The sequence below is a fragment of the Streptomyces sp. NPDC107522 genome (genome assembly GCF_055657525.1).
In genome coordinates, this window is the sequence record NZ_JBVKAU010000006.1 from 83,393 (window position 1) to 106,623 (window position 23,231).

Consider the following 23,231-nt stretch of genomic DNA (forward strand, 5'->3'; position numbering starts at 1 on the left):
CGAGACAGCCCGGGCATCTGTGACATGGGTCGTCCGTGGGCATGCGAAGAAGCCTCGGGAAGGGGGGCGTACGCCGGGGCCCGTCGATGGACGGCTGGCTGCGGGACTTGGACATGGTGGCGCGACGCTTCAAGAACGGCTCGGACGTCGCCCGGGCTCGACCTGGCCGAACACGTCCACGACACGCTGTCCGGCGTCGCGGAACTGGAGGTCCCGCAGCGCCCGGACCTGTCCACCGTGATCTTCCGCGTCCGCCCCGCTGACGGCAGCCGGGCCGCCGCCGAACGGGCCGACGAAGCGAGCCGCCGTCTGCTGGAGCGGATCAACGGCCACCGGCGCGTCGTGCTCTCCAGCACCGTCGTCGACAGCCGCTACACCCTGCGCGTCTGCGTGGTCTCCCACCGCACCCACCACGACCGCATCGCCGAGGCGCTGAAGATCATCACTGCCGAGGCCGAGCGCCGGACCACCGCGTAGCGATCTCCGGTCACCTGCGATGCTCGGCGCGGCCAACCGAAGTGCCGGTGGGGGCGGCAAGCGATCGTCTCTGTCACTGCCTACGGCCGGGGCGACATCACTGCATCGACTCCAGGATGCGGTCGAGTGTCCGGCGCCCCATTCCGCTCATCGTCGGATTGCTCTCGACGTAGTACCAGACGACACCCATCGCCTGTTCGAACGCCCATGCCTTGCCGCGCTCCCACTCCAGATCGTCACAGGCCAGGGTCCGCCGGAGCACTTCCCGCGGGCCTGGCTGCAACAGGTGCCAGGCACTGACCAGATCCAGCGCGGGGTCGGCCGGGCCGAAGCCGCCGGTGTCGAGTACGCCGCCGAGCCGGTCTCCCGCGACCAGTACATTGCCGGGAATCAGGTCACCATGGCTCATCACGTCGGCACTCGTGCGTGGTAACTCCCGGAAGTGGCTCCACACCTGGCGCAGCCGGGGCACGTCGAGCAGCCCCTCACTCTCCTCGAAGCACTTCGCCATCCAGTCGTCGTGGTCAGTGAGAACGCCGCCACGATTTTCGCCGCTGAAAAGCCGCCCCCGCGTCTCGGCGTCCCGCAGGGCTGCGATGAAGGCCGCAAGGTCCTCGGCAAATGCGTCCGACCCACTCGGGTCGGCATCGAAGGCGACCGTTCCCGGCAGCCATGTCTGGACCGACCACGGCATGGGGTAACCCGCTCCAGGCCTCCCCAAGGCGACGGGTTCCGGGGCGGGGAACCGGGACACCTGTGCCAACTCCGCGCTCGCCCGGGCTTCCTGTTCCAGAACCGCCAGCGCCTCGGCGGCATCGGCCGGACGCAGTGGGAAACGCGCGGAGAGGTCGTTCCCGATGCGGAAGATGGCGTTGACCGTCCCGGTCGACGGCAGTCGTCGGATCGCCTTGCCGCTCCACTGGGGGAACTGTTCCTGGACCAAGGCCGCAACGATGTCGGTCGTCACGTCCACTTGGTCATCGTGCATGGTCACTCTCGCAGGCCCTTCCACCAGTCCGATCCGAAACGCCGGAAGCAGACCGGATCAACTGAGACGACAGCCAGTATTCAGACGCCAGGGACCGGATCAACAGAGATTTTCGGCGGCAGCGCCCGGCGGCACGTCGGCCGGCAGCGCGGCGACAGTGCTCCGTCGCAGTGGTGTGGCGCACTTTTGCAAGCGGCTGCTTGCAATAGTTAGCGACGGTGAGGCAAGGTGGAGACATGGCATCGCTCAACGTCGGCAATCTCGGCGAGTATCTGCGTGAGCAGCGGCGCAATGCGCAGCTGTCGCTGCGGCAACTCGCCGATGCCGCCGGGGTGTCCAATCCGTACCTGAGCCAGATCGAGCGCGGGCTGCGCAAGCCGAGCGCGGAGGTGCTGCAGCAGGTCGCCAAGGCGCTGCGGATCTCCGCGGAGACGCTGTACGTCCGCGCCGGCATCCTCGACGCCGAGCGGGACCGGGACGAGGTGGAGACGCGCGCCGTCATCCTTGCCGATCCCACGCTGAACGAGCGGCAGAAGCAGGTGCTGCTCCAGATCTACGAATCCTTCCGCAAGGAGAACGGGTTCGGGATATCCCCCGAGGCGGGCGGGATCGCCGAGGCGATCGCGGCCGTCGGCTCGGAACCGGACTCCCCGCAGAGCGACGGCCACCCCGACGGCGCGGCGGACGCTCAGGGCAGTGACGCCGCCGTACGCCGCAGCCGTACGACCCGCACGAACAGCACAGCCGACGGCGGCCGCAAGTCCGCCGCGAGCCGTACTCGCAACACCGGTAAGACCAGCAAGACCGGTACGACCCGTAAGACCCGCACGACCCGTACGTCCGACGGCAGCGACGCCGACCCGGAAAACCCGATCAACCCGCAGCAGTCGGCCGGCTGACCGAGTTCTTGCCGTACGCGCGCCTCACACCGGCACGCGTCGACACGAACCGGCGAACAGCCGTCCGGTCGCCCGCGGGATCCAAAACCCTCACCTCAAAGCAAACCGGGAGGACCATCACCATGGCCATCGCCGACGACCTGCGTAAGACCTTCAGCGACCCGACCCCGCTCTACTTCGCCGCCGGCACCGCCGACCTGGCCTTCCAGCAGGCCAAGAAGGTGCCCGGCCTGGTGGAGCAGCTGCGCGCCGAGGCGCCGGCCCGGTTCGAGGCCGTTCGCAACACCGACCCGAAGGCCGTCCAGGAGAAGGCCACCGCCCGCGCCAAGGAGGCGCAGGAGACCCTCCAGGCCAAGGTCAACGACATCATCAGCACCCTGGACGCCGACATCAAGAAGTTCGGCAGCAACCTCGACGCGGACTTCAAGAAGCTCGGCAGCAACCTCGACGCCGACCTGAAGAAGCTCGGCGAGACCGCCCAGGACCTCGCGCTGCGCGGTGTCGGCGTCGCCGCCGAGTACGCCGTCAAGGCCCGCGAGACCTACGAGAAGGTCGCCGAGCACGGCGAGCAGGCGGTGAAGCACTGGCGCGGTGAGGCGGCCGAGGAGATCGAGGAGCTCGCCGTGGCCGTCGAGCCGAAGGCCGAGCCGGTCGAGGTCAAGGAGGACAAGGCCGAGGCCAAGCCCGCCGAGACCAAGCCGGCCGCGGAGGCCGCCCCGGCGAAGAAGACCGCCGCGAAGAAGGCCCCGGCACGCAAGACCGCCGCCAAGAAGACGACCCCGCCGGCCAAGTAACACCCACGGGTGAAAAGGGGCCGTTCGTAACGGGCCGGGCACTTACCGAGTGCTCGGCCCGTTGTTCGGGTAGCGGTCCGGCGGTTGCGGGTACGGTGACCGCGTAGGTACGAGCCGAATCAGGTGGTGGACGTTGTGCTGATGCAGGGCTTCGCGGGGTTCATGTGGCTGCTGAGCATGGCCCTGATCCTTTTCAGCGGCTTCGCGCTGATCGACGCGGCCTTCCGCCGGGAGGACGCCTACCGGGCGGCCGACAAACAGACCAAGCCGTTCTGGATGATCATCCTCGGCATCGCCTTCGTGGTGAACCTGCTCTTCCCGATCCTGTCGTTCCTGCCGATCATCGGCCTCATCGCGACGATCGTGTACATGGTCGACGTCCGCCCAGCCATCAAGAGCCTGCCGGGCGGAGGCCGCAGCAGAAGGGGTTCGAGCAGCGACGGCCCGTACGGCCCGTGGAACGGCGGCCGCTGACCGGCGCGAACCGCGCGCGCTGATCAATACCGCCGGCGGCCGACGCCCCTCAAAGGCGCGGGGCCGTGTTCAATATGCGGCTCCGCCGCGCGGGCGTGACCCGCCCGAACGGACCCGCAGACGGCATACGACAGAGCCCGCAGACGGCATACGACAGAACCCGCCGCGGCGAATCCCCGCTCAGACCCCCGGTGCTCAGACCCCCCGGTCGAGCAACAGCACAGCCACGTCGTCCGTCAGCTCGCCCCCATTGAGGTCCCGGACCTCATTGACAGCCGCCCGCAGCAACGCTTCCCCGCGCAGCCCCTCGGACAGCTGCCGACGGACCATCTCCACCATGCCGTCCTGCCCGAGCCGCTCCCGGCCCTCACCGACACGCCCCTCGATCAAGCCGTCGGTGTAGAGCATCAGACTCCACTCCGCCCCCAGCTTCACCTCCATCCGGGGCCACCGAGCCCCGGGCAGCAGACCGAGCGCAGGCCCGTTGTTGTCGTACGGCAACAGCTGCGCCGGCCGGCCGGGCCGGGCGATCAGCGGTGACGGATGCCCGGCGAGGCACAGCCCGGCCCGCCGCCCGTCCGGCGCGATGTCCACCGTGCACAGCGTCGCGAAGATCTCGTCGTCGGCCCGCTCGTGCTCAAGGACCTGCTGAAGGGTCCCCAGCAGCGCGTCCCCGCACAGCCCGGCCAGGGTCAGCGCCCGCCAGGCGATGCGCAGCTCCACACCGAGCGCGGCCTCGTCGGGCCCGTGCCCGCAGACGTCACCGATCATGGCGTGCACGGTCCCGTCCGCGGTGCGCACGACGTCGTAGAAGTCACCGCCCAGCAGGGCACGCGAACGCCCCGGCCGATACCGCGCGGCGAACCGCAGCGAGGACCCCTCGAGCAGCGGCGTCGGCAGCAGACCGCGCTCCAGGCGGCGGTTCTCCTGCGCCCGCATCCGGCCCTCGGCCAGCCGCCGCTCGGCCGTGTCGGAACGTTTCCGCTCCACCGCGTACCGGATCGCCCGGCTCAGCAGCCGCCCGTCCAGCTCGTCCCGGAAGAGGTAGTCCTGCGCGCCGACGCGCACGGCCTCCGCACCGCGCTCGGCGTCGCCGGAGGCGGTGAGCGCGAGGACGGCGTGCCGGGGAGCGAGCTCCAGGACGTGCCGGAGCACGGCCAGCTCGTCGTCGTCGGCCCGGCCGGGCGCCGGGAGCGCGAGATCCAGCAGGATGCAGTGGACGTCGTCGGTGAGCAGCCGCTCGGCCTCGGTGAGGTTGCGGGCGGTGCGCACCCGGATCGGCTTGCCGGCCGAGTCGATCAACTCGGGCACGATGGCCGACCCGCCGGGATCGTCCTCGATCAGCAGCAGGGTCAGATTGGTGTGGGTGGTGTTCTCGACCGTCTGTTCCTTACGCGGGGCCTCTTCCATGGAGGTGCCGCCTGGGGACGCGGCCTGCGCCTGACCACTCTCCGCGGCCGGGATCGCTCTCTGCCGCGGTATGGGTACGGGCATCGTCTTGAGTTCCTTCCCTCCCCCCGAGGGCATGGTGGGAACGAGGGACCTCGATCCACCGACGGGGACCATAGCGGGTGTCGGCGCCGCAATGGAATGGTGTGAGCCACGCCGCGTTGACGCTGGCCTCTGTCATATGCCGCGTTCCGTACCGCAGTTGGACAGGGCGGAGCGGAGCCAGGGATGACGAACGTCACGCCGTGGGTGGGTTTCACGGCAAAGTGACGTGGGGTGGGTCACGTGGCAGGAGTCACGAACACCCGCCCCACACCGCGGGTCTCATCGCCGCACAGCCTCCGCCCCGCCTGTCACAAGCCACCCTGAACCCTCACGCATCGGGCCGAACCACCCCGAGGATCGGCATCGATCCGGCCCCCGCGACCGTCACGGTCCGCCCGGGCCGCGGGGCGTGGATGATGGCCCCGTCGCCGATGTACATGGCCACATGGCTGGCGTCGTCGTTGTAGATGATGAGGTCGCCGGGGCGCATGTCCTCGACGTCGATGCGCTTCAGCTGCTTCCACTGCTCCTGCGAGGTCCGCGGGATCCCCTGCCCGGCGCTCGCCCAGGCCTGGGAGGTGAGCCCTGAACAGTCGTACGACGTCGGGCCCTCGGCGCCCCATTCATACGGTTTGCCCAGCTGCTCAGTGGCATACGCGACGGCCTTGCGTCCCTGTGCGGACGCCTTGCCCTTGATGTCCTCGAGGATGCCGGAGTCCAGCCAGGCGGTCTGCGCCTTGTAGGCGGCCTCCTTCTCCAGCTCGGCGAGGCGCTCCTTCTCCTCCTTCTCCAGCCGGGATTCGAGCTGTTCGGCCGCCTTGATCCGCTGCTCGATCTTCTTCTGGGCGGCTGCCTTGGCCTTGCGGCCCGCCTCCAGCTTCTGCCACTGGGCGGAGGCGTCCTTGGCGTACTGCTCCAAGTCCTGCTGGGTGCGGGTCATTTCGGCGAGCAGCCCCTTGGTCGCGCGCTGGCCCTGCAGTACCCGCCCGGCGCCGTCGAGGAAGTTCTGCGGATCGTCGCTGAGCATCAGCTTGGCCTCGTCGGGCAACCCGCCGGACCGGTACTGGGCGGCGGCCGCGGCACCGGCCCGCTTCTTCAACTCGGCCAGCTTCTCCTGGCCTTTGACGATCTTCTTCGCCAGCGCGACGATCTCGGCGGACTGCTTCTCGGCCGCCTCCTCGGCGGCGTTGTACTCGTCGGTGGCGACGGCCGCGGCGTGGTAGAGCTTGTCGAGCTTCTCGCGTACGGCCTCAAGGTCCTTGTTCGACGCGGCGGTCGGGGACGACGAGGGTGACGGCCCGGGGGAGGGCGCCGCGAACGCCGTACCGGGCGCCGCCAGCACGGTGACCGCACAGACCACGGTCAAGGCCACGAGGACGCTGCGCTTGCCCGGCGAAAGGGTGCGCTTGCCCGGTCCCATACCTCTGCCCCCAAACCTGATTTACCGTCAGTAACTACTGGCGCTTGAGGGATCGTGCCACGACGACGCGCAAAGCGACAGAGGCAGTCGGAGTACGTATTTCCCCCTCTCCTGCCCCCATGACGATCTCCCCGCCAATGTGACGAACGACTCGCCGAGATCGTTCCCTGCGCCCCCGACCCCGCCGGGCGTTCGCGTCCCGAGTCAGGTCCGCGGCGCCAACGCCTCCCACCGCACCGTCACTTCACCCTGCCGCCATCGCGCCGGCCCGTCCGCCACCGGCCAGTCGCCCGCAAGATCCCGTACCGCCCGCATCCAGCGCTGCCGGGCGCCGTACGACGCATAGGGCGCGGCGGCGGCCCAGGCACGATCGAAGTCGCGCAGAAAGGCGTGCACCGCCTCGCCGGGCACATTGCGGTGAATGAGAGCCTTCGGCAGCCGCTCGGCGAGATCCGACGGCCGCTCCAGCGACCCCAGCCGGGTCGCGAAGGTCACCGTGCGCGGCCCCTCCGGCCCGAGCGCCACCCATACATGCCGCCGCCCGATCTCGTCACAGGTCCCCTCGACGAGCAGACCGCCCCTGGACCCGCCCACCGGATCGGCCGGCGCGAGCCGCGCACACAGCCGCTCCCAGACGCCGGCGACCTCCCCCTCCTCGTACTGCCGCAGCACATTCGCGGCCCGCACCAGCACAGGCCGCTGCGGTACCGGAATCTCGAACCCGCCGTGCCGGAAGACGAGCCCTTCCCGCTCGTACGACTTGGCGGCCGCGACCCGCGCCGGTTCGATCTCGACACCGACGACACGCACGCGAGGCGCTGCCGCGCGAAGCCGGGTGAGGAGCTCGACGGCCGTCCAGGGGGCGGCGCCGTATCCGAGATCAACGGCAACGGGATCCACGGCCCGCCGCAGCTCGGCCCCGTACGTGTGGGCGATCCACCGATCCATCCGACGGAGCCGATTCGGATTGGTGGTCCCGCGGGTCACCGTTCCCACGGGGCGGGCGGCGGCGCGGGCTGTCATGCATACGAGAGTAAGTGCCCGGCGCGGGTGCACACGCGCCGCGACTTTCCAGCGCACCGGCGTCAGCGCCGGCCCTGCTGGGGGCCTGCGGCCCCCAGACCCCCGCTTCGGCCCTGAAGGGGCCTCGTCCTCAAACGCCGGACGGGCTGAATGACGCGGACCGGCGCCGAGAAGCGGTGCTCATCATGCAGTACGCACAACGCCCCCAAGCCCCGAACAGTTGAGCGACCCCCGGTAATACCTCGGCAAAAACCACCCCGCCAGGAATGGCGACCCCTCCCTCCGCTGTTGCACCCCGTTGGAGGGCCCCACACCCTCCGCCCGGCATGCCCGCAGCCAAGGAGGACCGCCACGTGAGCCAGTACGTCAGCAGGCTCGGGCGTCGCTCTCCGGCGGCCCACCCGCGGCTCAGGCTCCACCGCCGCCCCCGCCGCGTAGCCATGCTCTCCGTGCACACCTCACCGCTCCACCAGCCCGGCACCGGCGACGCCGGCGGCATGAACGTCTACATCGTGGAGCTCGCGCAACGCCTCGCCGCGATCAACATCGAGGTGGAGATCTTCACGCGCACGACCGCCACGGACCTGCCCCCCACCGTCCAGCTGGCCCCCGGCGTCCTCGTCCGCCACATCGACGCGGGCCCCTACGAGGGCCTGAACAAGGAGGACCTCCCCGCCCAGCTGTGCGCCTTCACCCACGGCGTGATGCAGGCGTGGGCCGGCCACCGCCCCGGTCACTACGACCTGGTCCACTCCCACTACTGGCTCTCCGGCCACGTCGGCTGGCTGGCCGCCCAGCGCTGGGGCGCCCCTCTGGTGCACGCCATGCACACCATGGCCAAGGTCAAGAACGCCAACCTCGCCGACGGCGACACCCCCGAGCCCGCAGCCCGGGTCATCGGCGAAACCCAGATCGTCTCGGCCGCCGACCGCCTGATCGCCAACACGGCGGAGGAGGCCGACGAACTCGTACGGCACTACGCGGCCGACCCCGCCAAGGTCGCCGTGGTCCACCCCGGCGTGAACCTCACGCGCTTCTCGCCCGCCGACGGCCGAGCCGCGGCCCGCGCCCGCCTCGGCCTCCCGCAGGACGCCCTGATCCCCCTGTTCGCGGGCCGCATCCAGCCCCTGAAGGCCCCGGACGTCCTGTTGCGCGCGGTCGCCGTCCTCCTCGACGAGCACCCACACCTCCGCTCCCGCCTCGTCGTCCCGATCGTCGGCGGCCCCAGCGGCAGCGGCCTCGCCAAGCCCGAGGGCCTGCAGAAGCTGGCGGCCCGCCTGGGCATCGCGGATGTCGTACGGTTCCGTCCGCCGGTCGGCCAGGAGCAGCTCGCGGACTGGTTCCGCGCGGCATCGGTGCTGGTCATGCCGTCGTACAGCGAATCCTTCGGTCTGGTGGCCATCGAGGCACAGGCGGCCGGCACCCCCGTGCTGGCGGCAGCGGTGGGCGGCCTGCCGGTCGCGGTCCGCGACGGCCGTACCGGCTTCCTGGTCCAGGGTCACAACCCGGCCGACTACGCGCGCGTGCTGCACGCCTTCGCGCAGGACCCGCACCTGTCCCCCCGCATGGGCGAGGCCGCGGCCCGGCACGCACAGTCCTTCGGCTGGGACGCCGCGGCCGCCGCCACGGCGGAGGTCTACACGGCCGCGGCCCATGACCACAGGCGTCGCGTACGCTCCCACCATGGCTGACGCACAGAAGACGGCGCAGGTCGTCGAGGGAGCCCTGAAGAACGCCGAACTGGAGTGGGAGAGCCCCGCCCCCGGCAACTACGTCGTCAAGCTCCCCGGCACCCGGAAGCTCTCGACGACGGTCTCCCTCCTCGTCGGCCGCCACTCGCTGTCGCTCAACGCCTTCGTCATCCGCCACCCCGACGAGAACGAGCCCGGCGTCCACCGCTGGCTCCTGGAGCGCAACCTCAGGCTCTACGGCGTGAGTTACGCCGTGGACCGCCTCGGCGACATCTACGTCACCGCCAAGCTCCCCCTCTCCGCCGTCACCCCCGACGAGATCGACCGCCTCCTCGGCCAGGTTCTGGAGGCGGCGGACGGCGCCTTCAACACCCTCCTGGAGCTGGGTTTCGCCTCCGCGATCCGCAAGGAGTACGAGTGGCGGGTGGCGCGCGGCGAGTCGACGCGCAACCTGGACGCGTTCAGTCATCTGACTCAGCGCTCAGCGGACTGACGTAAGGTCCGAACCAACTCACACTGCACGACCCCTTTCGCGCCCATGCGAGGTCGTGGCATGCTCGCGCCCACCGCACATCTGAACGTCGTTCACATCCATGAAACCGCATGGAAGGGCGCACGGAACATGGGCAACGCGCACCTCACCAGACGGGCCCTGCTCGGCGGGGCCACGGCCGTGGCGCTCGGCGCGGCGACGGGCACGGCGACTGCCACTGCGACCGGCACGGCACAGGCGGCGTCCGCCGCCGAAGTCCCGCCTGTCTGGCACGAGTTCACCCGCACTCCGTTCACCCACCCCCAGATCCCCTTCGTCGGCCGAGCCGGCTACCGCGGCGGAGCGCCCCGCTTCCCCCGCCGCCACCCCGTGGCCGACATCCGCGACTACGGTGCCGTGGCGGACGGCACGACCGACTCCGCCGCCGCGATCAACCGCGCCATCGCCGCCGCAGGAAGGGCCGGCGGCGGCACGGTCACCATCCCGCCCGGCACGTTCCGCATCGACGACGTGATCCGCATAGGCCACTCGAACGTGGTCCTCCGCGGCGCGGGCAGCAGCCGTACGACGCTCCTCGCGACGAAGAACCTCACCGACCTGATCGGCACCTACGGCTCCCGCTACGGCGGCGACAAGTCGGCGTGGTCCTGGGCCGGCGGCCTGATCTGGCTGGCCCCCGAGGCCCGCTGGAACTCCCTCGTCGCCGCGATCAGGGCGAGGACCTGGCCCTTCGAGGGCTGGACGGGCAACCGGCGCGACGAGTGGCGCACGCTCACCCCGGTCGGCCCCGCCCGCCAGGGCGACTGGACGGTGACGGTCACGGACCCCTCCTCGCTGCGCCCCGGCGCGCTGGTCCTGCTCCGCCTCGCCGACGACGCCAACCACACCCTCCTGGAGCACATGTGCGGCGGCGGCCCGGGCCCCGAGGCCTACACCTGGGACGACAAGACGAAACTGACGTCGTACGTCCCCTACGAATGGCCGGTCCGCATCACCCGGATCCACGGCCGGAAGATCACTCTGGAACGCCCCCTCCCTCTGGACTCCCGCCCGGAGTGGAACCCCCAACTGACCACCCACGCCCCCGAGCTGACGGGAGCGGGCGTCGAGGGCCTCACCCTGGAGGCACCGGAGATCGCACAGCAGCCCCACCTCCTCGACCGGGGCCACAACGGCGTCGTCCTGCAGTGCGCCTACGACTGCTGGGTGGACGACGTGACCGTCCGCCACGTCGACAACGGCTTCGGCCTGGTCGCGGCCTCCGCCTGCACGCTCCGCCACACGCGCGTGTCGGGCCGCGGCACCCACCACCCGTACTTCTGCCGCGAGGGCTCGCACGACAACCTGGTCGAGGACTTCACGATCGAGGCCCGCACGACCCCGGCCCCCTCGGGCACCCAGCTCCACGGCATCAACGTCGAGGGCCTGTCCTCCCACAACGTCTGGTCACGCGGCGAGATGCGGACAGGCACCTTCGACAGCCACCGCGGCCTGCCCTTCGCCAACGTCCGCACCGACATCACCGTCCACAACGACGGCCGTCACGGCGGCGACGCGAGCGCGGGCCCGCTGTTCGGCGCACGCTTCACCCACTGGAACGTCCGGGTGACCAACGGCCGCGCGGGCATGATCCGCCTCGACGGCCTGGCCCCGTACTCGGCGACCGTCGGCATCGACGAAGTCAGGGAGTTCGACCAGATCGACGTACCGGACTTCGCGGGGGACCTCCACTCCCGCCTGGAGCTGTACGGCACCACGGACGCCGTACGGCCACGCAATCTGTACGACGCTCAGCGTGCGCTGCTGCGATAGCGCCCCGGCGGCACGCCCACCAACTTCCGGAAGTGGCGGGTGAGATGCGACTGGTCGTAGAAGCCCGTCGCCGTCGCCACCTCGGCAGGCGACCGGCCTTCCAGCAGGAGCCGGCGGGCGCGGTCGACGCGGCGGGACATCAGGTACTGGTGCGGGGCGATGCCGTACGCGGTGCTGAACGACCGTACGAGATGGGCGGGATGGGCCTGGACGAGCGCGGCGGCCTCGTCGAGGGCGATGCCCCGGACGACACGTTCGTCGAGGAGTTCACGCAGTCGGCGGGCGAGGGCGGGGTCGCGGCGAGGTCTGTCGGTGGGGGTTCTGGGGCGCAGATGGGTGCGCAGCCGGTCGCCGATGAGGGTCAGCCTGCTGTCCGCCTCCAGTTCGTCGCCGGGCTGCGCGAGAGCGCTGTGCAACTGGCCCACGCGCAGCCTCAGCACGGGGTCCCGCAGGTCGGGGGAGTCCACCGCCGGGCCGATCAGGTCCTCGCCGAGCCGGGTGCTGTCCAGGTACAGGACGCGCTTGCGGAAGCCGTGCGGGGTGGCGGGGGAGCCGTTGTGGGGGACGTGCGGCGGGAGGAGGGACACCGTGTCGTGCGGGGTGCCGTGCTCGTGCCGGTCGAGGTCGTACCGTACGGCGCCGTCGTCCACGATGAGCAGCGTCCAGGCCTCGTGGACGTGCATCGGATACGCGTACTCGGTGAAGTGGGCGTGGAAGACCTCGGTGACGCCCGGCACGGAGGGGCGCCACGCGGAGACCTCCTGGCGATTCCGGGCGGCGGCCATGCAAAGAACGTACAAGACGGAGTCGTACGGCGGCCGCCAGTCTCGTCGTATGAGCGCTACGACCGATACGACCGCTGAGGCCCCTGTCCGTTTCGACACGAAGATCGCCGTGCTGCTGCGCGAGGACCTGGAGCCGTGGCAGCGCCTGAACGTCACGGCCTTCCTGGTCAGCGGCCTGGGCACGCAGCTCCCCGAGGTGATCGGGGAGCCGTACGAGGACGGGGACGGTGTCCGCTACCTGCCGATGTTCCGCCAGCCGGTCCTGGTCTTCGAGGGCACGAAGGAAACCCTGACGACGGCCCACGCGCGCGTGCTCTCCCGTTCCCTCCCGCGCGCGGTCTTCACCTCCGACCTCTTCGCGACGGGCAACGACCGGGACAACCGTGCGGCGGTGCGGGCCGTGCCGACGGGGGAACTGGATCTGGTGGGGCTGGCGGTGTACGGGCCGAGGAACGCGGTGGACAAGGTGGTGAAGGGGGCGCGGATGCATCCGTGACGACGACCGGCGCACCCGGGAGGCGCCGTCAGGCGGGGCTGACCTCGCTCTTCGCGGGGGCCGGGGTTTCGTCGGCGGCAGGCTTGTCCGCCGGCAGCCGGCGCATCAGGGCGCCGTATCCGATCGCCGCCGCCGTACCGACGACCGCGCACAGCCCCCACAGCCACTCCGCGCCGTAGTGGTCGATGACGAAGCCGGACATCAGCGGGGCGACCAGGGCGGCGACGGACCAGGACATGGTGTACATGCCCTGGTACCGCCCACGCCCGTGGGCCGGGGAGAGGCGGACGACGAGCCCGGTCTGGGTGGGCGCGTTCAGCATCTCGCCCAGCGTCCACACGCACACCGTCAGCGCGAAGACGCCGACCGAGCCGGCGAACGCGGTGAGCCCGAAGCCGTAGCCGGCGAGCAGGGACGAGACGACGAGGATCCGCCCCGTGTCCCGACGCTCGATGAACCGGGTGACCGGGATCTGCAGCGCGACGATCAGGACACCGTTGACGGCGATCGCGAGGCCGTAGTCGGCAGGGGAGAACCCGGCGTCGCCCATCGCCACCGGCAGCCCCACCGCCCCCTGCTGGAAGATCAGGGCGACGAGGAAGGACAGCCCGACGACGCTCATGAAGCGCCCGTCGCGCAGCACGGTCCCGAGCCCGACCCCCTCCTCGGCGGCCTTCTCCGCCTGCGTCCGCTCGGGCCGCGACTCGGGCAGCTTGACGAACACCACGACCGCGCAGACGGCCGTCATCCCCGCCTCGATCAGGAACCCGGCGAGGTAACTGACCTCCGCGATGAACCCGGCGGCCATGGAGGAGATGGCGAAGCCGAGGTTGATGGCCCAGTAGTTGAGCGAGAAGGCGCGCACCCGGTCCTCGGGCCGGACGATGTCGGCCATCATCGCCTGCACGGCGGGCCGGGAGGCGTTGGAGGCGGCGCCGACGAGGAAGGCGACGGCGGCGATGGCGACGGGGTGGTGCACGAAGCCGAGGAGCGCGACCGAGACGGCGGTGGACGCCTGGGCGACGAGGAGGGTGGGCCGCCGCCCGAGCCGGTCGGTCATGACGCCGGCGCCGATCGACGAGATGACCCCGCCGAGGCCGTGCAGCGAGGCGACGAGACCGGCGTAGGAGGCGGAGTAGCCGCGGTCGAGGGTCAGGTACAGGGCCATGAAGGTGGCGACGAAGGCCCCGAGCCGGTTGACGAGCGTGCTGGTCCACAGCCACCAGAACTCGCGGGGCAGCCCGGAGACGGACTCTCGGGTGGCGCGTCTCAGGGCGGCGAGCGACATAGGAATCCCCCAGGAATGGCACAGCCAGGAACGGCGCGGTCGATGTAAGCGGCTCATGCGGCAGTCACAACTTACGAGCGCGTCCTTGTCGGAGGCCACTCAATTAACAGATCCCGTCAACAGTCCGCCCATCGAGAGGCGGGCGCACCCGATCAGAGCCTTGGATTACGCTCATCGCATGGCCGACGCACCGTACAAGCTGATCCTCCTCCGCCACGGCGAGAGCGAGTGGAACGCGAAGAACCTGTTCACCGGCTGGGTGGACGTCAACCTCAACGAGAAGGGCGAGAAGGAGGCAGTCCGCGGCGGCGAGCTCCTGAAGGACGCCGACCTCCTGCCCGACGTGGTCCACACGTCCCTCCAGAAGCGCGCGATCCGCACGGCCCAGCTGGCCCTCGAGGCCGCGGACCGCCACTGGATCCCCGTCCACCGCTCGTGGCGCCTGAACGAGCGCCACTACGGCGCCCTCCAGGGCAAGGACAAGGCCCAGACTCTCGCCGAGTTCGGCGAGGAGCAGTTCATGCTGTGGCGCCGCTCGTACGACACCCCGCCGCCCCCGCTCGAGGACGGCACGGAGTTCTCCCAGTCGGACGACCCGCGTTACGCGACGATCCCGCCGGAGCTGCGCCCCCGCACGGAGTGCCTGAAGGACGTCGTCGTCCGCATGCTCCCGTACTGGTACGACGGCATCGTCCCGGACCTCCTGTCCGGCCGCACGGTCCTCGTCGCCGCCCACGGCAACTCGCTCCGAGCCCTCGTCAAGCACCTCGACGGGATCTCCGACGCCGACATCGCCGGCCTGAACATCCCCACGGGCATCCCCCTGTACTACGAGCTCGACGCCGACTTCAAGCCGGTGACCCCGGGTGGCAAGTACCTGGACCCGGAGGCGGCTGCGGCGGCCATCGAGGCGGTCAAGAACCAGGGCAAGAAGAAGTAGGCTCCATGATCATGCCCCCGACCTGCGCTTACGGCGCGGATCGGGGGCATTTTCATGGCCCCGGGACCCCTGTGGACCCGCGGCCGGTTGGCCGGCAGCCGATGATTCCACCAACTCGAGGAGACGCCGGGCTTAAGTGATGTGTGGGGTCGGCAAGAGCGCACAACCCCCCACACGCCCCGCGCCACCGCCACCGCCGCTGTCCCAGACCCTCGCCACCCCGCAGCCGAGTGAGCCCGGACCGGTGAAGCGACCGTGAAGTACGACGCTCCCTGACGGACATCGTTGCTGCGATTGTGCGGCGAACCCCCTGTCCGCGAGGTTCTCGCGGGCAGGGGGGCTCCTTCTTGCGGTGTGCCGCTGAGCCGTCGGGTCTGGAGTCAGGAACAGCAGGCCGAACTGTCGGTTCCCGCGCTGGGCCGCTCGCTGCGGAGATCGTCGTCATGACCGGCGGCGAGTCGGGCCCATTGCGCGGTCGGCCGTCCGTCCTTGCGGAACTGCTGTCCGCGCGGCTCGTACGGCTGCGGCCAGCCGGGCGGGGAGTCCTCCCAGGTCTCCTGCCGTCCGTAGACCGTCATGTCGAGGATGCCGTAGGACGGCGCCATGGGTTCGACACCGCGGCCCGTGGTCCAGTACGTCTCGTAGACACGGTCCCCGTCGCGGAGGTAGCACGCCTTCATCCCGAAGTGGCGGCCGGCGACGAGCCGTTGGTGCGACTCGGCGGGTACGGAGTACCAGGGCATGTCCCAGCCCATGTACCGGCGGTAGCGGTCGGTCTCCTCATAGGGACCCTGGCAGAAGACGGCGAAGGTGACGTCGCGCTGGTGCAGATAGGACAGTTCACGGACCTGGCCGGTGAAGAACGTGCAGCCCTCACACTGGTCGGCGGCGGCGTGGCCGTCGTGCCACATGTGATATGACACGAACAACTGGGTGCGGCCCTCGAAGACGTCGATCAGCGGAACCGGGCCATCGCCCCCGACTAGCGGGGCCGACGCGTCCACCTCGGTCATCGGCAGCCGCCGCCGACCGGCGGCGATCGCGTCGCCCTCTCGGGTGTGCGCCTTCTCCCGGACACGCAGGCTGTCAATGGCGGCCAGCCACTCCCGACGGGAGACGACCGGCGGCTTGCTCACATCAGTCATGGCGATACTGACCCGGCAGCGCGCAGGAAATCATCGGTGCCCCTTGGCGCCTGACGCCTCCTCGCTACGATCCGTGCTCATGGATACCAGGGGCGGGGATTCCTCACCACAGAACACGGACGTCGGTACGGCTGTGGAGTTCGTCTACCGGCCAACGGCAGCGGACTAACCTGAAGCGGCGCTGGACGGAGTCCGTTTCGTTCAGCTGGTGAGTATTAGGGGCGGGATGAGCAGGCGGGTCAAAGGATGGCTGGTCGGGGGGTGGGCCGTGCTCGTGGTTGCCGGCTGGTCGTTCACCGAGTCGATCAACGACGGGATCGAGCCGACCTCCGGACCGCGGCCGAAGTCGTCCTCGTCGAGTACTCCTTGGGCGTGTTCGGGGCCGACACCTGCCCCTGCCCTCAGCCCTACCCCCACCGCAATGCCGACTCTGACGCCGGTCCCGGTGCCGCCCTCCGGTGTGGGCCCATCCGAGATCACTGACTACTACTACGTCGAGCCGGACTTCGTCGTCACAGCAGTCGCCTGCAAGGTCGCGGACTGACGGCATCCCCTGCCCGCGACGTCGGCGGGCAGGGGATCAGAGGCCGCAGTGCCGACCCGGGCGGCGCCGCGGCTCAGACCATCAGCGGCACCGCATGGATCTCGTCCGGCGCCGCGCCACCCCCGCGTTCGTGGGCGCGCTTCACCGCCTCGGCCGAGGGGCCGTCACTGAGGCAGTAGACCGTGCCGGACTCCGGGTCCGCCCAGGCGTGTTCGAAGTGGACTCCTTCTTCCGCCTCGACGGCGGCGGTGGCGTCGTGACCCTGTTGCAGCTGTTCGGCCGTGATGCCCCGCATGCCGTGGTGGACGTCCATGAACCGTGTCACGGGCCTCGCACCTCCTTCCCGATGCCCCCGTCTTCCCGATGTGCCCCGTCTTGCGGGTGCCCCCTCTTGCCGGTGCACCCCCGTGGCTCCCGCCTCCTCAGACCGTCAGCGGAACCGGATGGACCTCGTCGGCCTTGTGCCCGGCGCGCTCGTGAATGCGCTGGACCGCTTCGGCCGAAGGGGCCTCGGAGAGGCAGTAGACGACGCCGGACTCGGGGTCGGCCCACGCCCGCTCGAAGTGCACGCGCTCGTCCTTCTCTATGGCGAGGTCCGCGTTGTGGGCCTCCCGAAGCTGGTCGGCCGTGATGCCCTTCATGTTGTGGTGTACGTCCATGAACTGAGCCATGCCTCGCACCTCCTCACGATCCTCGGACTTCCGGTCCTCGGAGTGCGGTCGCCTGCTCTCCTTCCATGCTGCGCCCGTCCGGCACGACCAGCACGACGAAGGGCCCCGGCATGTGCACCGGGACCCTTCACCGTCGTACGAGGACGGCGCCGTACGCCGCCCTACCTCACCTCTCGCGCCCGCGCGTCCCGCACCCTCACCTCAGCCGCACTGGCATGGATTCCCCGACTGGCACCCGCACCCACAGCCCGAGCCGCAGCCGCAGGCGCCGAAGAGCGGGAGGCTCCTGATGTCGGCGGGCTGCTCGGTCGGGCGTTCCTGGGTGGGGTCGGGTGTCGTGCCGGGGATGCTGGGGGATTCGGCCATGGTCCCTCCTCGAGGCTGGAGCCTGTGTCCATTCCATGCCCGCCCCGCTGGGCGCATCAACGGCGCACTGAGGCTTGTGCACGCCCCGAACAGGCCCCCGCAAGCCCGCGTACGTAAGGCGCCTACGCCCCTTCCGCCCCCGCAACCGGCTGGATCTCCGGCTGAAGGTCGGCCTGCAGCTCATCCGCGTGCTCACCCGTCACCAGGTACACCACACGCTTGGCCACGGCCACCGCATGGTCGGCGTACCGCTCGTAGTAGCGGCCGAGCAGCGTCACGTCCACGGCCGTCTCGATGCCGTGCTTCCAGCGCTCGTCCATCAGGTGCTGGAAGAGCGTGCGGTGGAGGAGGTCCATCGCGTCGTCGTCCTGCTCCAGCTGCAGCGCGAGGTCGACGTCCTTGGTGACGATCACCTCCGCCGCCTTCGCCATCAGGCGCTGCGCGAGCTGGCCCATCTCCAGGATGGTCGCGTGCAGGTCCTGCGGGATGGCGCGCTCGGGGTAGCGCAGCCGCGTGAGCTTCGCCACGTGCTGGGCCAGGTCGCCCGAGCGCTCCAGGTCAGCCGACATACGCAGCGAGGTCACGACGATACGGAGGTCCGTCGCCACCGGCTGCTGGCGGGCGAGCAGCGCTATGGCCCGCGCCTCCAGGTCGTGCTGGAGGTCGTCGACCTTCTGGTCGGCCTCGATCACGCTTTCGGCCAGCTTCAGGTCGGCGTCGAGGATCGCCGTCGTGGCGCGCCCGATCGCCGACCCGGCCATCCGGGCCATCTCGACCAGGCTGTCGCCGATCGAGTCCAGTTCCTCGTGGTACGCGTCCCGCATCAGGGGTCCCTCTCTTACGTCTGCCTCGGGAGTTCCGGGGGCCAGGAGACTGCCGTCGAGCCGTCAGTCTTATCCGCTTTACCCGGTCTTGCTCCGGCTTGTTACACCGGTTTGTCCGGCTCGTTATCCGGCTGTCTGTCCGTCTCGTCCGTCGTCCGTCTTGTCCGTCGTCCGCCTCGTCCGTGGTCCGTCTCGTCCGTCGAACCGTCGGTCTTGTCGTTCGAACCGACAGTCTTCTCATCAACAAACCGGTCAAACCGTCGAGCGGACAGTCTTACGGTCGTGACCTCCGACAGTAAGACTGTCCCGAAAACGCCAGTCGGACTGTCGTGAAACCGCCAGTGTGATCTCCACGCCAAACCGCCAGGGCGAACCCGACGCTCCCACGATCCGGCCCCTACGCGTCCGTTTCCGCCACCCCAAATGAACCACTACTGGCTCCAAGGTGAACTCTGGGCGACGAGTGTTCGAGCTCGCCCTCCGACGGCTGTGGCCACCGCCTGCCCCATGCCTAACCTGGATGCATGGACGTGAACGCGGCGGTCGCCGCAGCGGCAGCGATCGCCGGGGTGCTCACCGGCGTCATCGCCATGCTGGCGTTCCGCTGGAGCGAACGCGACCTGAAGCGACCCACCCGAACCTCCCTGCACACCGACCCGGTCCTGCCGCCCGGCGTGGACACGGTCCTGTCGGTGCTGCGCTCCTCCGCCGTCGTCCTCGACGAGGGGGACGGCGTGGTCAAGGCCAGCTCGGCGGCGTACGCCCTCGGACTGGTGCGCGGCGGCAAGCTCTCCGTCGAGCCCATGCTCCAGATGGCCCGGGACACGAGACGGGACGGTGAGATACGGCAGGTCGAGCTGGACCTGCCGAGGCGGGGAACCGGTCGCGGCGAGGCCCTGGCCGTCTCCGCCCGCGTCGCGCCCCTCGGCTCCCGCCTCGTCCTCCTCCTCGTCGAGGACCTCACCGAGGCCCGGCGGATAGAGGCGGTGCGGCGCGACTTCGTCGCGAACGTGAGCCATGAGCTGAAGACGCCCGTCGGCGCACTCTCCCTGCTGTCCGAGGCCGTCATGGACGCCTCCGACGACCCCGAGGCCGTACAGCGCTTCGCCGGGCGCATGCAGATCGAGGCGACCCGGCTCACCAACCTGGTGCAGGAGCTCATCGACCTCTCCCGGGTCCAGAACGACGACCCGCTGGAGGACGCCGAGCCCGTCCGCGTCGACGAGCTCGTCGCCGAGGCGATGGACCGCTGCCGGCACGCCGCCGGGACGAAGCAGATCACCATGGCCGCCGGGGGCACCCAGGACCTCAGCATCTGGGGCAACCGCGGCCAGCTCGCCGCCGCCCTCGGCAACCTCGTCGAGAACGCCGTCAACTACTCGCCCGCCCGCACCCGCGTCGGCATCGCCGCCCGCCGGGTGAACAGCCCCGGCGGGGATCTCATCGAGATCGCCGTCACCGACCAGGGCATCGGCATCTCGGACAAGGACAAGGAGCGCATCTTCGAGCGCTTCTACCGCGTCGACCCGGCCCGTTCCCGTGCCACCGGTGGCACCGGCCTCGGTCTCGCGATCGTCAAGCACGTGGCCGCCTCGCACGGCGGGGAGGTCACGGTGTGGAGCTCGGAGGGACAGGGCTCCACGTTCACCCTGCGGCTGCCGGAGGCCGGTGCGGCCCGCGACCGCGCACAGCAGCACCCCGACCTCGACGACGAGGCCGGCCAGTCCGCTCGATCATCCGCCGAATCCCCCGATTCAACCGCGTACGAAACGCTTTCCGCCCCGGAGGTCCTTCCGTGACCCGTGTGCTCGTCGTCGAGGACGAGGAGTCCTTCTCCGACGCCCTGTCGTACATGCTCCGCAAGGAGGGCTTCGAGGTCGCGGTCGCGACCACCGGGCCCGACGGACTCGACGAGTTCGAGCGCAACGGCGCCGACCTCGTCCTCCTCGACCTGATGCTGCCGGGTCTGCCCGGCACGGAGGTGTGCCGCCAGCTGCGCGGCCGCTCCAACGTTCCGGTGATCATGGTCACCGCCAAGGACAGTGAGATCGACAAGGTTGTCGGTCTGGAAATAGGAGCCGACGACTACGTCACCAAGCCGTTCTCCTCGCGCGAGCTGGTCGCCCGGATCCGGGCCGTCCTGCGCCGCCGCGGCGAGCCGGAGGAGGTGACCCCGGCCGCCCTGGAGGCGGGCCCGGTCCGCATGGACGTCGACCGCCACGTCGTGACGGTCTCCGGCTCCAAGGTCGACCTCCCCCTCAAGGAGTTCGACCTCCTGGAGATGCTCCTGCGCAACGCCGGCCGCGTCCTCACCCGTATGCAGCTCATCGACCGCGTCTGGGGCGCCGACTACGTCGGCGACACCAAGACCCTCGACGTCCACGTCAAGCGCCTGCGCGCGAAGATCGAGCCGGACCCGGGCGCGCCGCGGTACCTGGTGACGGTGCGCGGCCTCGGCTACAAGTTCGAGCCGTAGAAAAAGCACTGGATACGTCGGAGGGCGGGACCCCGGTCACACGGGGTCCCGCCCTCCTTCTCCTACGGCTGTGCAGATGTCGTACGACTACTCGGTGCCGTACGACCGCTCAGTGACCGGCCGTCGTCTGCGAGGCGCTGTCGGATGGTGCCGCCGCGCCGCCCGCGCCGGTGCCGGCCGCGGAACCGGCCTCGGCGCCCTCGGTCGGCGTCGCGCCCGGGGAGGCCTCGCCGGTCGGCGTGCCGCTGCCGGCGGGCTTGGACGGGGAGGCGGACGCGCCCGGCGTCGCCGGGACCTCGCTCGGGCCCCAGCCCTCGAAGTAGTGCTCGGCCGGGACGACGAACGCGCGCAGGCTCACGTCGCCGGTCTTGCTGAAGGTGAAGGTGATCTTCTGGGCGTTGCCGTCCTGGATGGCCTCGCGGCTGCTGGGCAGCACGGCGGAGGCGTTGTCCTTGCCGCCGATGATCAGCGAGCCGCCGGCCGGGATGGTCAGGCTGCCGCCCTTGGCGGGCTTGAGCTCGGCGGTCTTGTCGGTGCCGTCCACCTTGATCTCGTCCAGCGTCTGGGCGGTCTTCCCGGAGTTGAACACGGTCGCGGAGATGGCGGCCGGGCCGGTCGACTCCAGGTCGGGCTGGGTGATGACGACGGCGTTCTGGATCTTGATGTCGCCGACGGTGGTGGCAGCGTTGTCCGGCTTGATCTCCAGCGTCTGGCTGTTGTTGCCGGCGGCGCACGCACCGAGCGACGTGATCGAGAACGCGATGGCGGCCGCGGCGAGGGCGCCGCGTCGAAGGCTGCTGCTCACGGCGGCGGCAACTCCTTGACTCGAACGGGGCGGGCGCGTAAAGCCGCCCTAAGTGTCTGTCAGCGGCCTTAGGTTACCGAGCCGTTCCCGCGCGACCGCACCCGACCCTCCCCTGAGCGGCCGAACTACCGCCGAAGCACCTCTTCGTACCTCTTCCGTGATCCGTCCCGTCACCCACAAGTGACCCAGGAGCCACATTGCCCCCGTGCTCGTCCGTCATTCACATAAGCCCCTCGCAAGCAGCGGGGCAGAATTTTCCGTGAAGGAATGCGCGGCCTTCCCGGAATTGATCACCGGGCGCGCTCCCGGGCCGGGTCGTGATCAATTCCGGAATCGTCCGGTACCCGACTCCGGACACCGAACGGAGTAGCGGAAGTCGCACACTTGGAAGCGGACATATGCGGACGTTCGGCCGCTCGGAGGCGCCTCCGGATGTGTGTAACGTGCGCGTTTCACCTCACCCGCAGAGCGGCTCCGACCTGCGAATACCTTCTTCCGGTCGGCCCGCGAAGCACGTTCCTGTCGGAGTTGTCAAGCCCCGAGATATGCCCTGACCTGCGAAAACGCCATTCAGAAGACGCCGTATCCGTGTTACCCTGGATAGCCACGGAAGGGGTACCTGTCACATGACGTTCAAGGTTGGCGACACCGTGGTCTATCCCCATCACGGGGCCGCGCTGATCGAGGCCATCGAAACTCGCCAGATCAAAGGCGTGGACAAGACCTACTTGGTGCTGAAGGTCGCCCAGGGTGACCTGACGGTACGTGTGCCAGCGGACAATGCGGAGTTCGTCGGCGTGCGTGATGTGGTCGGTCAGGACGGGCTGGACCGGGTCTTCGAGGTGCTGCGCGCGCCGTACGCCGAGGAGCCCACGAACTGGTCTCGTCGTTACAAGGCAAATCTGGAGAAGCTCGCCTCCGGCGATGTCATCAAGGTCGCGGAAGTCGTGCGTGACCTGTGGCGTCGTGAGCGTGAGCGTGGACTCTCCGCCGGTGAGAAGCGCATGCTTGCCAAGGCCCGCCAGATCCTGGTGAGCGAGCTCGCCCTCGCGGAAAACACCAACGAGGACAAGGCCGAGGCCCTGCTCGACGAGGTTCTCGCGTCCTGACGCGGTCCATCCGCCTCAGTTCAGCACAGTTGCTGTGTTGTTTTAAAAGAAGTGCCGCGGTGCCCGATGACGCGATTGCTGTCGCCGGGCGCTGCGGCATGTTCGCTCACAGGCGCTGCACGTCCCTGTGCGGTACGTCTCTGTCGGGGGCGCCCCCGATACTGGACGTGCCGGGCCCGGGCAGCTGGCTCGACCGACTGTCACGGAAGGGTCCGTC

25 protein-coding genes are annotated in these 23,231 nt (G+C 69.9%); 13 read left to right on the top strand and 12 right to left on the bottom strand.

What is annotated here, in order from left to right; all coding sequences use genetic code 11:
* Positions 1-237: 237 nt before the first annotated feature.
* Positions 238-477, top strand: coding sequence for a hypothetical protein (locus tag ACZ7L6_RS20630; protein WP_471925890.1), 240 nt, complete (start codon positions 238-240; stop codon positions 475-477).
* Between the two features lie 97 nt (positions 478-574).
* On the opposite strand, the gene ACZ7L6_RS20635 is transcribed toward ACZ7L6_RS20630, so the two are convergent.
* A complete protein-coding gene (locus tag ACZ7L6_RS20635; protein ID WP_471926789.1) occupies positions 575-1,465 on the bottom strand; it encodes an aminoglycoside phosphotransferase family protein in 891 nt (296 codons plus the stop codon).
* Positions 1,466-1,701: 236 nt separating this feature from the next.
* On the opposite strand from ACZ7L6_RS20635, the gene ACZ7L6_RS20640 reads away from it, so the two are divergent.
* From ACZ7L6_RS20640 to ACZ7L6_RS20650, 3 genes are all read left to right on the top strand, one after another.
* Positions 1,702-2,364 (top strand): helix-turn-helix domain-containing protein, encoded by a 663-nt coding sequence (locus ACZ7L6_RS20640; protein ID WP_471925892.1) that lies wholly within the window; start codon positions 1,702-1,704, stop codon positions 2,362-2,364.
* Positions 2,365-2,486: 122 nt separating this feature from the next.
* Positions 2,487-3,158: a hypothetical protein gene (locus ACZ7L6_RS20645; RefSeq protein WP_471925894.1), complete on the top strand. Its 672-nt coding sequence runs from the start codon at positions 2,487-2,489 to the stop codon at positions 3,156-3,158.
* Positions 3,159-3,299: 141 nt separating this feature from the next.
* The gene (locus ACZ7L6_RS20650) at positions 3,300-3,632 is read left to right on the top strand and encodes a DUF2516 family protein (RefSeq protein WP_398819620.1); all 333 of its coding nucleotides are present in this window, start codon (positions 3,300-3,302) and stop codon (positions 3,630-3,632) included.
* A gap of 195 nt (positions 3,633-3,827) precedes the next feature.
* Here ACZ7L6_RS20650 and ACZ7L6_RS20655 read toward each other — a convergent pair whose 3' ends face one another.
* From ACZ7L6_RS20655 to ACZ7L6_RS20665, 3 genes are all read right to left on the bottom strand, one after another.
* Positions 3,828-5,126: a PP2C family protein-serine/threonine phosphatase gene (locus tag ACZ7L6_RS20655; RefSeq protein WP_471925896.1), complete on the bottom strand. Its 1,299-nt coding sequence runs from the start codon at positions 5,124-5,126 to the stop codon at positions 3,828-3,830.
* A gap of 328 nt (positions 5,127-5,454) precedes the next feature.
* The gene (locus ACZ7L6_RS20660) at positions 5,455-6,546 is read right to left on the bottom strand and encodes a C40 family peptidase (RefSeq protein ID WP_471925898.1); all 1,092 of its coding nucleotides are present in this window, start codon (positions 6,544-6,546) and stop codon (positions 5,455-5,457) included.
* Between the two features lie 204 nt (positions 6,547-6,750).
* Positions 6,751-7,569 carry a class I SAM-dependent methyltransferase gene (locus ACZ7L6_RS20665; protein ID WP_471925900.1) on the bottom strand — a complete coding sequence of 273 codons (819 nt, stop codon included), beginning with the start codon at positions 7,567-7,569 and terminating at the stop codon, positions 6,751-6,753.
* 353 nt (positions 7,570-7,922) lie between these two features.
* On the opposite strand from ACZ7L6_RS20665, the gene mshA reads away from it, so the two are divergent.
* From mshA to ACZ7L6_RS20680, 3 genes are all read left to right on the top strand, one after another.
* A complete protein-coding gene (gene mshA, locus ACZ7L6_RS20670) occupies positions 7,923-9,260 on the top strand; it encodes a D-inositol-3-phosphate glycosyltransferase (RefSeq protein WP_471926791.1) in 1,338 nt (445 codons plus the stop codon).
* The gene (locus ACZ7L6_RS20675; protein ID WP_471925902.1) at positions 9,253-9,753 is read left to right on the top strand and encodes a type III secretion system chaperone family protein; all 501 of its coding nucleotides are present in this window, start codon (positions 9,253-9,255) and stop codon (positions 9,751-9,753) included. The genes mshA and ACZ7L6_RS20675 overlap by 8 nt, the downstream gene beginning before the upstream one ends.
* A gap of 129 nt (positions 9,754-9,882) precedes the next feature.
* On the top strand, positions 9,883-11,565 hold the full coding sequence (locus tag ACZ7L6_RS20680) for a glycosyl hydrolase family 28-related protein (protein ID WP_471925904.1): 1,683 nt from the start codon (positions 9,883-9,885) through the stop codon (positions 11,563-11,565).
* Here the strand turns inward: ACZ7L6_RS20680 and ACZ7L6_RS20685 are convergent.
* Positions 11,544-12,350 (bottom strand): helix-turn-helix transcriptional regulator, encoded by an 807-nt coding sequence (locus ACZ7L6_RS20685; RefSeq protein WP_471925906.1) that lies wholly within the window; start codon positions 12,348-12,350, stop codon positions 11,544-11,546. The two genes, ACZ7L6_RS20680 and ACZ7L6_RS20685, sit on opposite strands and share 22 nt — an antisense overlap.
* Positions 12,351-12,399: 49 nt before the next feature.
* Between ACZ7L6_RS20685 and ACZ7L6_RS20690 the strand changes: the two genes are divergently transcribed.
* Positions 12,400-12,846, top strand: coding sequence for a DUF2000 family protein (locus ACZ7L6_RS20690; RefSeq protein ID WP_471925908.1), 447 nt, complete (start codon positions 12,400-12,402; stop codon positions 12,844-12,846).
* A 28-nt stretch (positions 12,847-12,874) separates the two neighbouring features.
* Here the strand turns inward: ACZ7L6_RS20690 and ACZ7L6_RS20695 are convergent, their stop codons facing one another.
* Positions 12,875-14,134 carry an MDR family MFS transporter gene (locus tag ACZ7L6_RS20695; RefSeq protein WP_471925910.1) on the bottom strand — a complete coding sequence of 420 codons (1,260 nt, stop codon included), beginning with the start codon at positions 14,132-14,134 and terminating at the stop codon, positions 12,875-12,877.
* A gap of 178 nt (positions 14,135-14,312) precedes the next feature.
* On the opposite strand from ACZ7L6_RS20695, the gene ACZ7L6_RS20700 reads away from it, so the two are divergent.
* The gene (locus ACZ7L6_RS20700; RefSeq protein ID WP_128432184.1) at positions 14,313-15,074 is read left to right on the top strand and encodes a phosphoglyceromutase; all 762 of its coding nucleotides are present in this window, start codon (positions 14,313-14,315) and stop codon (positions 15,072-15,074) included.
* A 380-nt stretch (positions 15,075-15,454) separates the two neighbouring features.
* Here ACZ7L6_RS20700 and ACZ7L6_RS20705 read toward each other — a convergent pair whose 3' ends face one another.
* Positions 15,455-16,219, bottom strand: a complete 765-nt coding sequence (locus ACZ7L6_RS20705) for a DUF899 family protein (protein ID WP_471925912.1) — start codon at positions 16,217-16,219, stop codon at positions 15,455-15,457.
* Positions 16,220-16,640: 421 nt separating this feature from the next.
* Between ACZ7L6_RS20705 and ACZ7L6_RS20710 the strand changes: the two genes are divergently transcribed.
* Positions 16,641-16,763 carry a hypothetical protein gene (locus ACZ7L6_RS20710; RefSeq protein ID WP_471925914.1) on the top strand — a complete coding sequence of 41 codons (123 nt, stop codon included), beginning with the start codon at positions 16,641-16,643 and terminating at the stop codon, positions 16,761-16,763.
* A gap of 73 nt (positions 16,764-16,836) precedes the next feature.
* Here the strand turns inward: ACZ7L6_RS20710 and ACZ7L6_RS20715 are convergent, their stop codons facing one another.
* The 4 genes from ACZ7L6_RS20715 to phoU all read right to left on the bottom strand — a co-directional run bounded on the left by ACZ7L6_RS20715 (position 16,837) and on the right by phoU (position 18,624).
* A complete protein-coding gene (locus ACZ7L6_RS20715) occupies positions 16,837-17,088 on the bottom strand; it encodes an SCO4226 family nickel-binding protein (protein ID WP_433042790.1) in 252 nt (83 codons plus the stop codon).
* Between the two features lie 97 nt (positions 17,089-17,185).
* Positions 17,186-17,434 (bottom strand): SCO4226 family nickel-binding protein, encoded by a 249-nt coding sequence (locus ACZ7L6_RS20720; protein WP_471925916.1) that lies wholly within the window; start codon positions 17,432-17,434, stop codon positions 17,186-17,188.
* Positions 17,435-17,635: 201 nt separating this feature from the next.
* Positions 17,636-17,800 carry a hypothetical protein gene (locus ACZ7L6_RS20725; protein ID WP_107049988.1) on the bottom strand — a complete coding sequence of 55 codons (165 nt, stop codon included), beginning with the start codon at positions 17,798-17,800 and terminating at the stop codon, positions 17,636-17,638.
* Positions 17,801-17,922: 122 nt separating this feature from the next.
* Positions 17,923-18,624 (bottom strand): phosphate signaling complex protein PhoU, encoded by a 702-nt coding sequence (gene phoU, locus ACZ7L6_RS20730; protein ID WP_471925919.1) that lies wholly within the window; start codon positions 18,622-18,624, stop codon positions 17,923-17,925.
* A gap of 524 nt (positions 18,625-19,148) precedes the next feature.
* Between phoU and phoR the strand changes: the two genes are divergently transcribed.
* Positions 19,149-20,423 carry a two-component system sensor histidine kinase PhoR gene (phoR, locus tag ACZ7L6_RS20735; protein ID WP_471925921.1) on the top strand — a complete coding sequence of 425 codons (1,275 nt, stop codon included), beginning with the start codon at positions 19,149-19,151 and terminating at the stop codon, positions 20,421-20,423.
* 5 nt (positions 20,424-20,428) lie between these two features.
* Positions 20,429-21,100: a two-component system response regulator PhoP gene (gene phoP, locus ACZ7L6_RS20740; protein WP_004000192.1), complete on the top strand. Its 672-nt coding sequence runs from the start codon at positions 20,429-20,431 to the stop codon at positions 21,098-21,100.
* Between the two features lie 109 nt (positions 21,101-21,209).
* Here the strand turns inward: phoP and ACZ7L6_RS20745 are convergent, their stop codons facing one another.
* Complete coding sequence (locus tag ACZ7L6_RS20745) at positions 21,210-21,905, bottom strand: copper chaperone PCu(A)C domain-containing protein (RefSeq protein ID WP_471925923.1); 696 nt, start codon at positions 21,903-21,905, stop codon at positions 21,210-21,212.
* A gap of 626 nt (positions 21,906-22,531) precedes the next feature.
* Here ACZ7L6_RS20745 and ACZ7L6_RS20750 point away from each other — a divergent pair.
* Complete coding sequence (locus ACZ7L6_RS20750; RefSeq protein WP_003953493.1) at positions 22,532-23,014, top strand: CarD family transcriptional regulator; 483 nt, start codon at positions 22,532-22,534, stop codon at positions 23,012-23,014.
* The last annotated feature ends 217 nt before the right edge of the window (positions 23,015-23,231 follow it).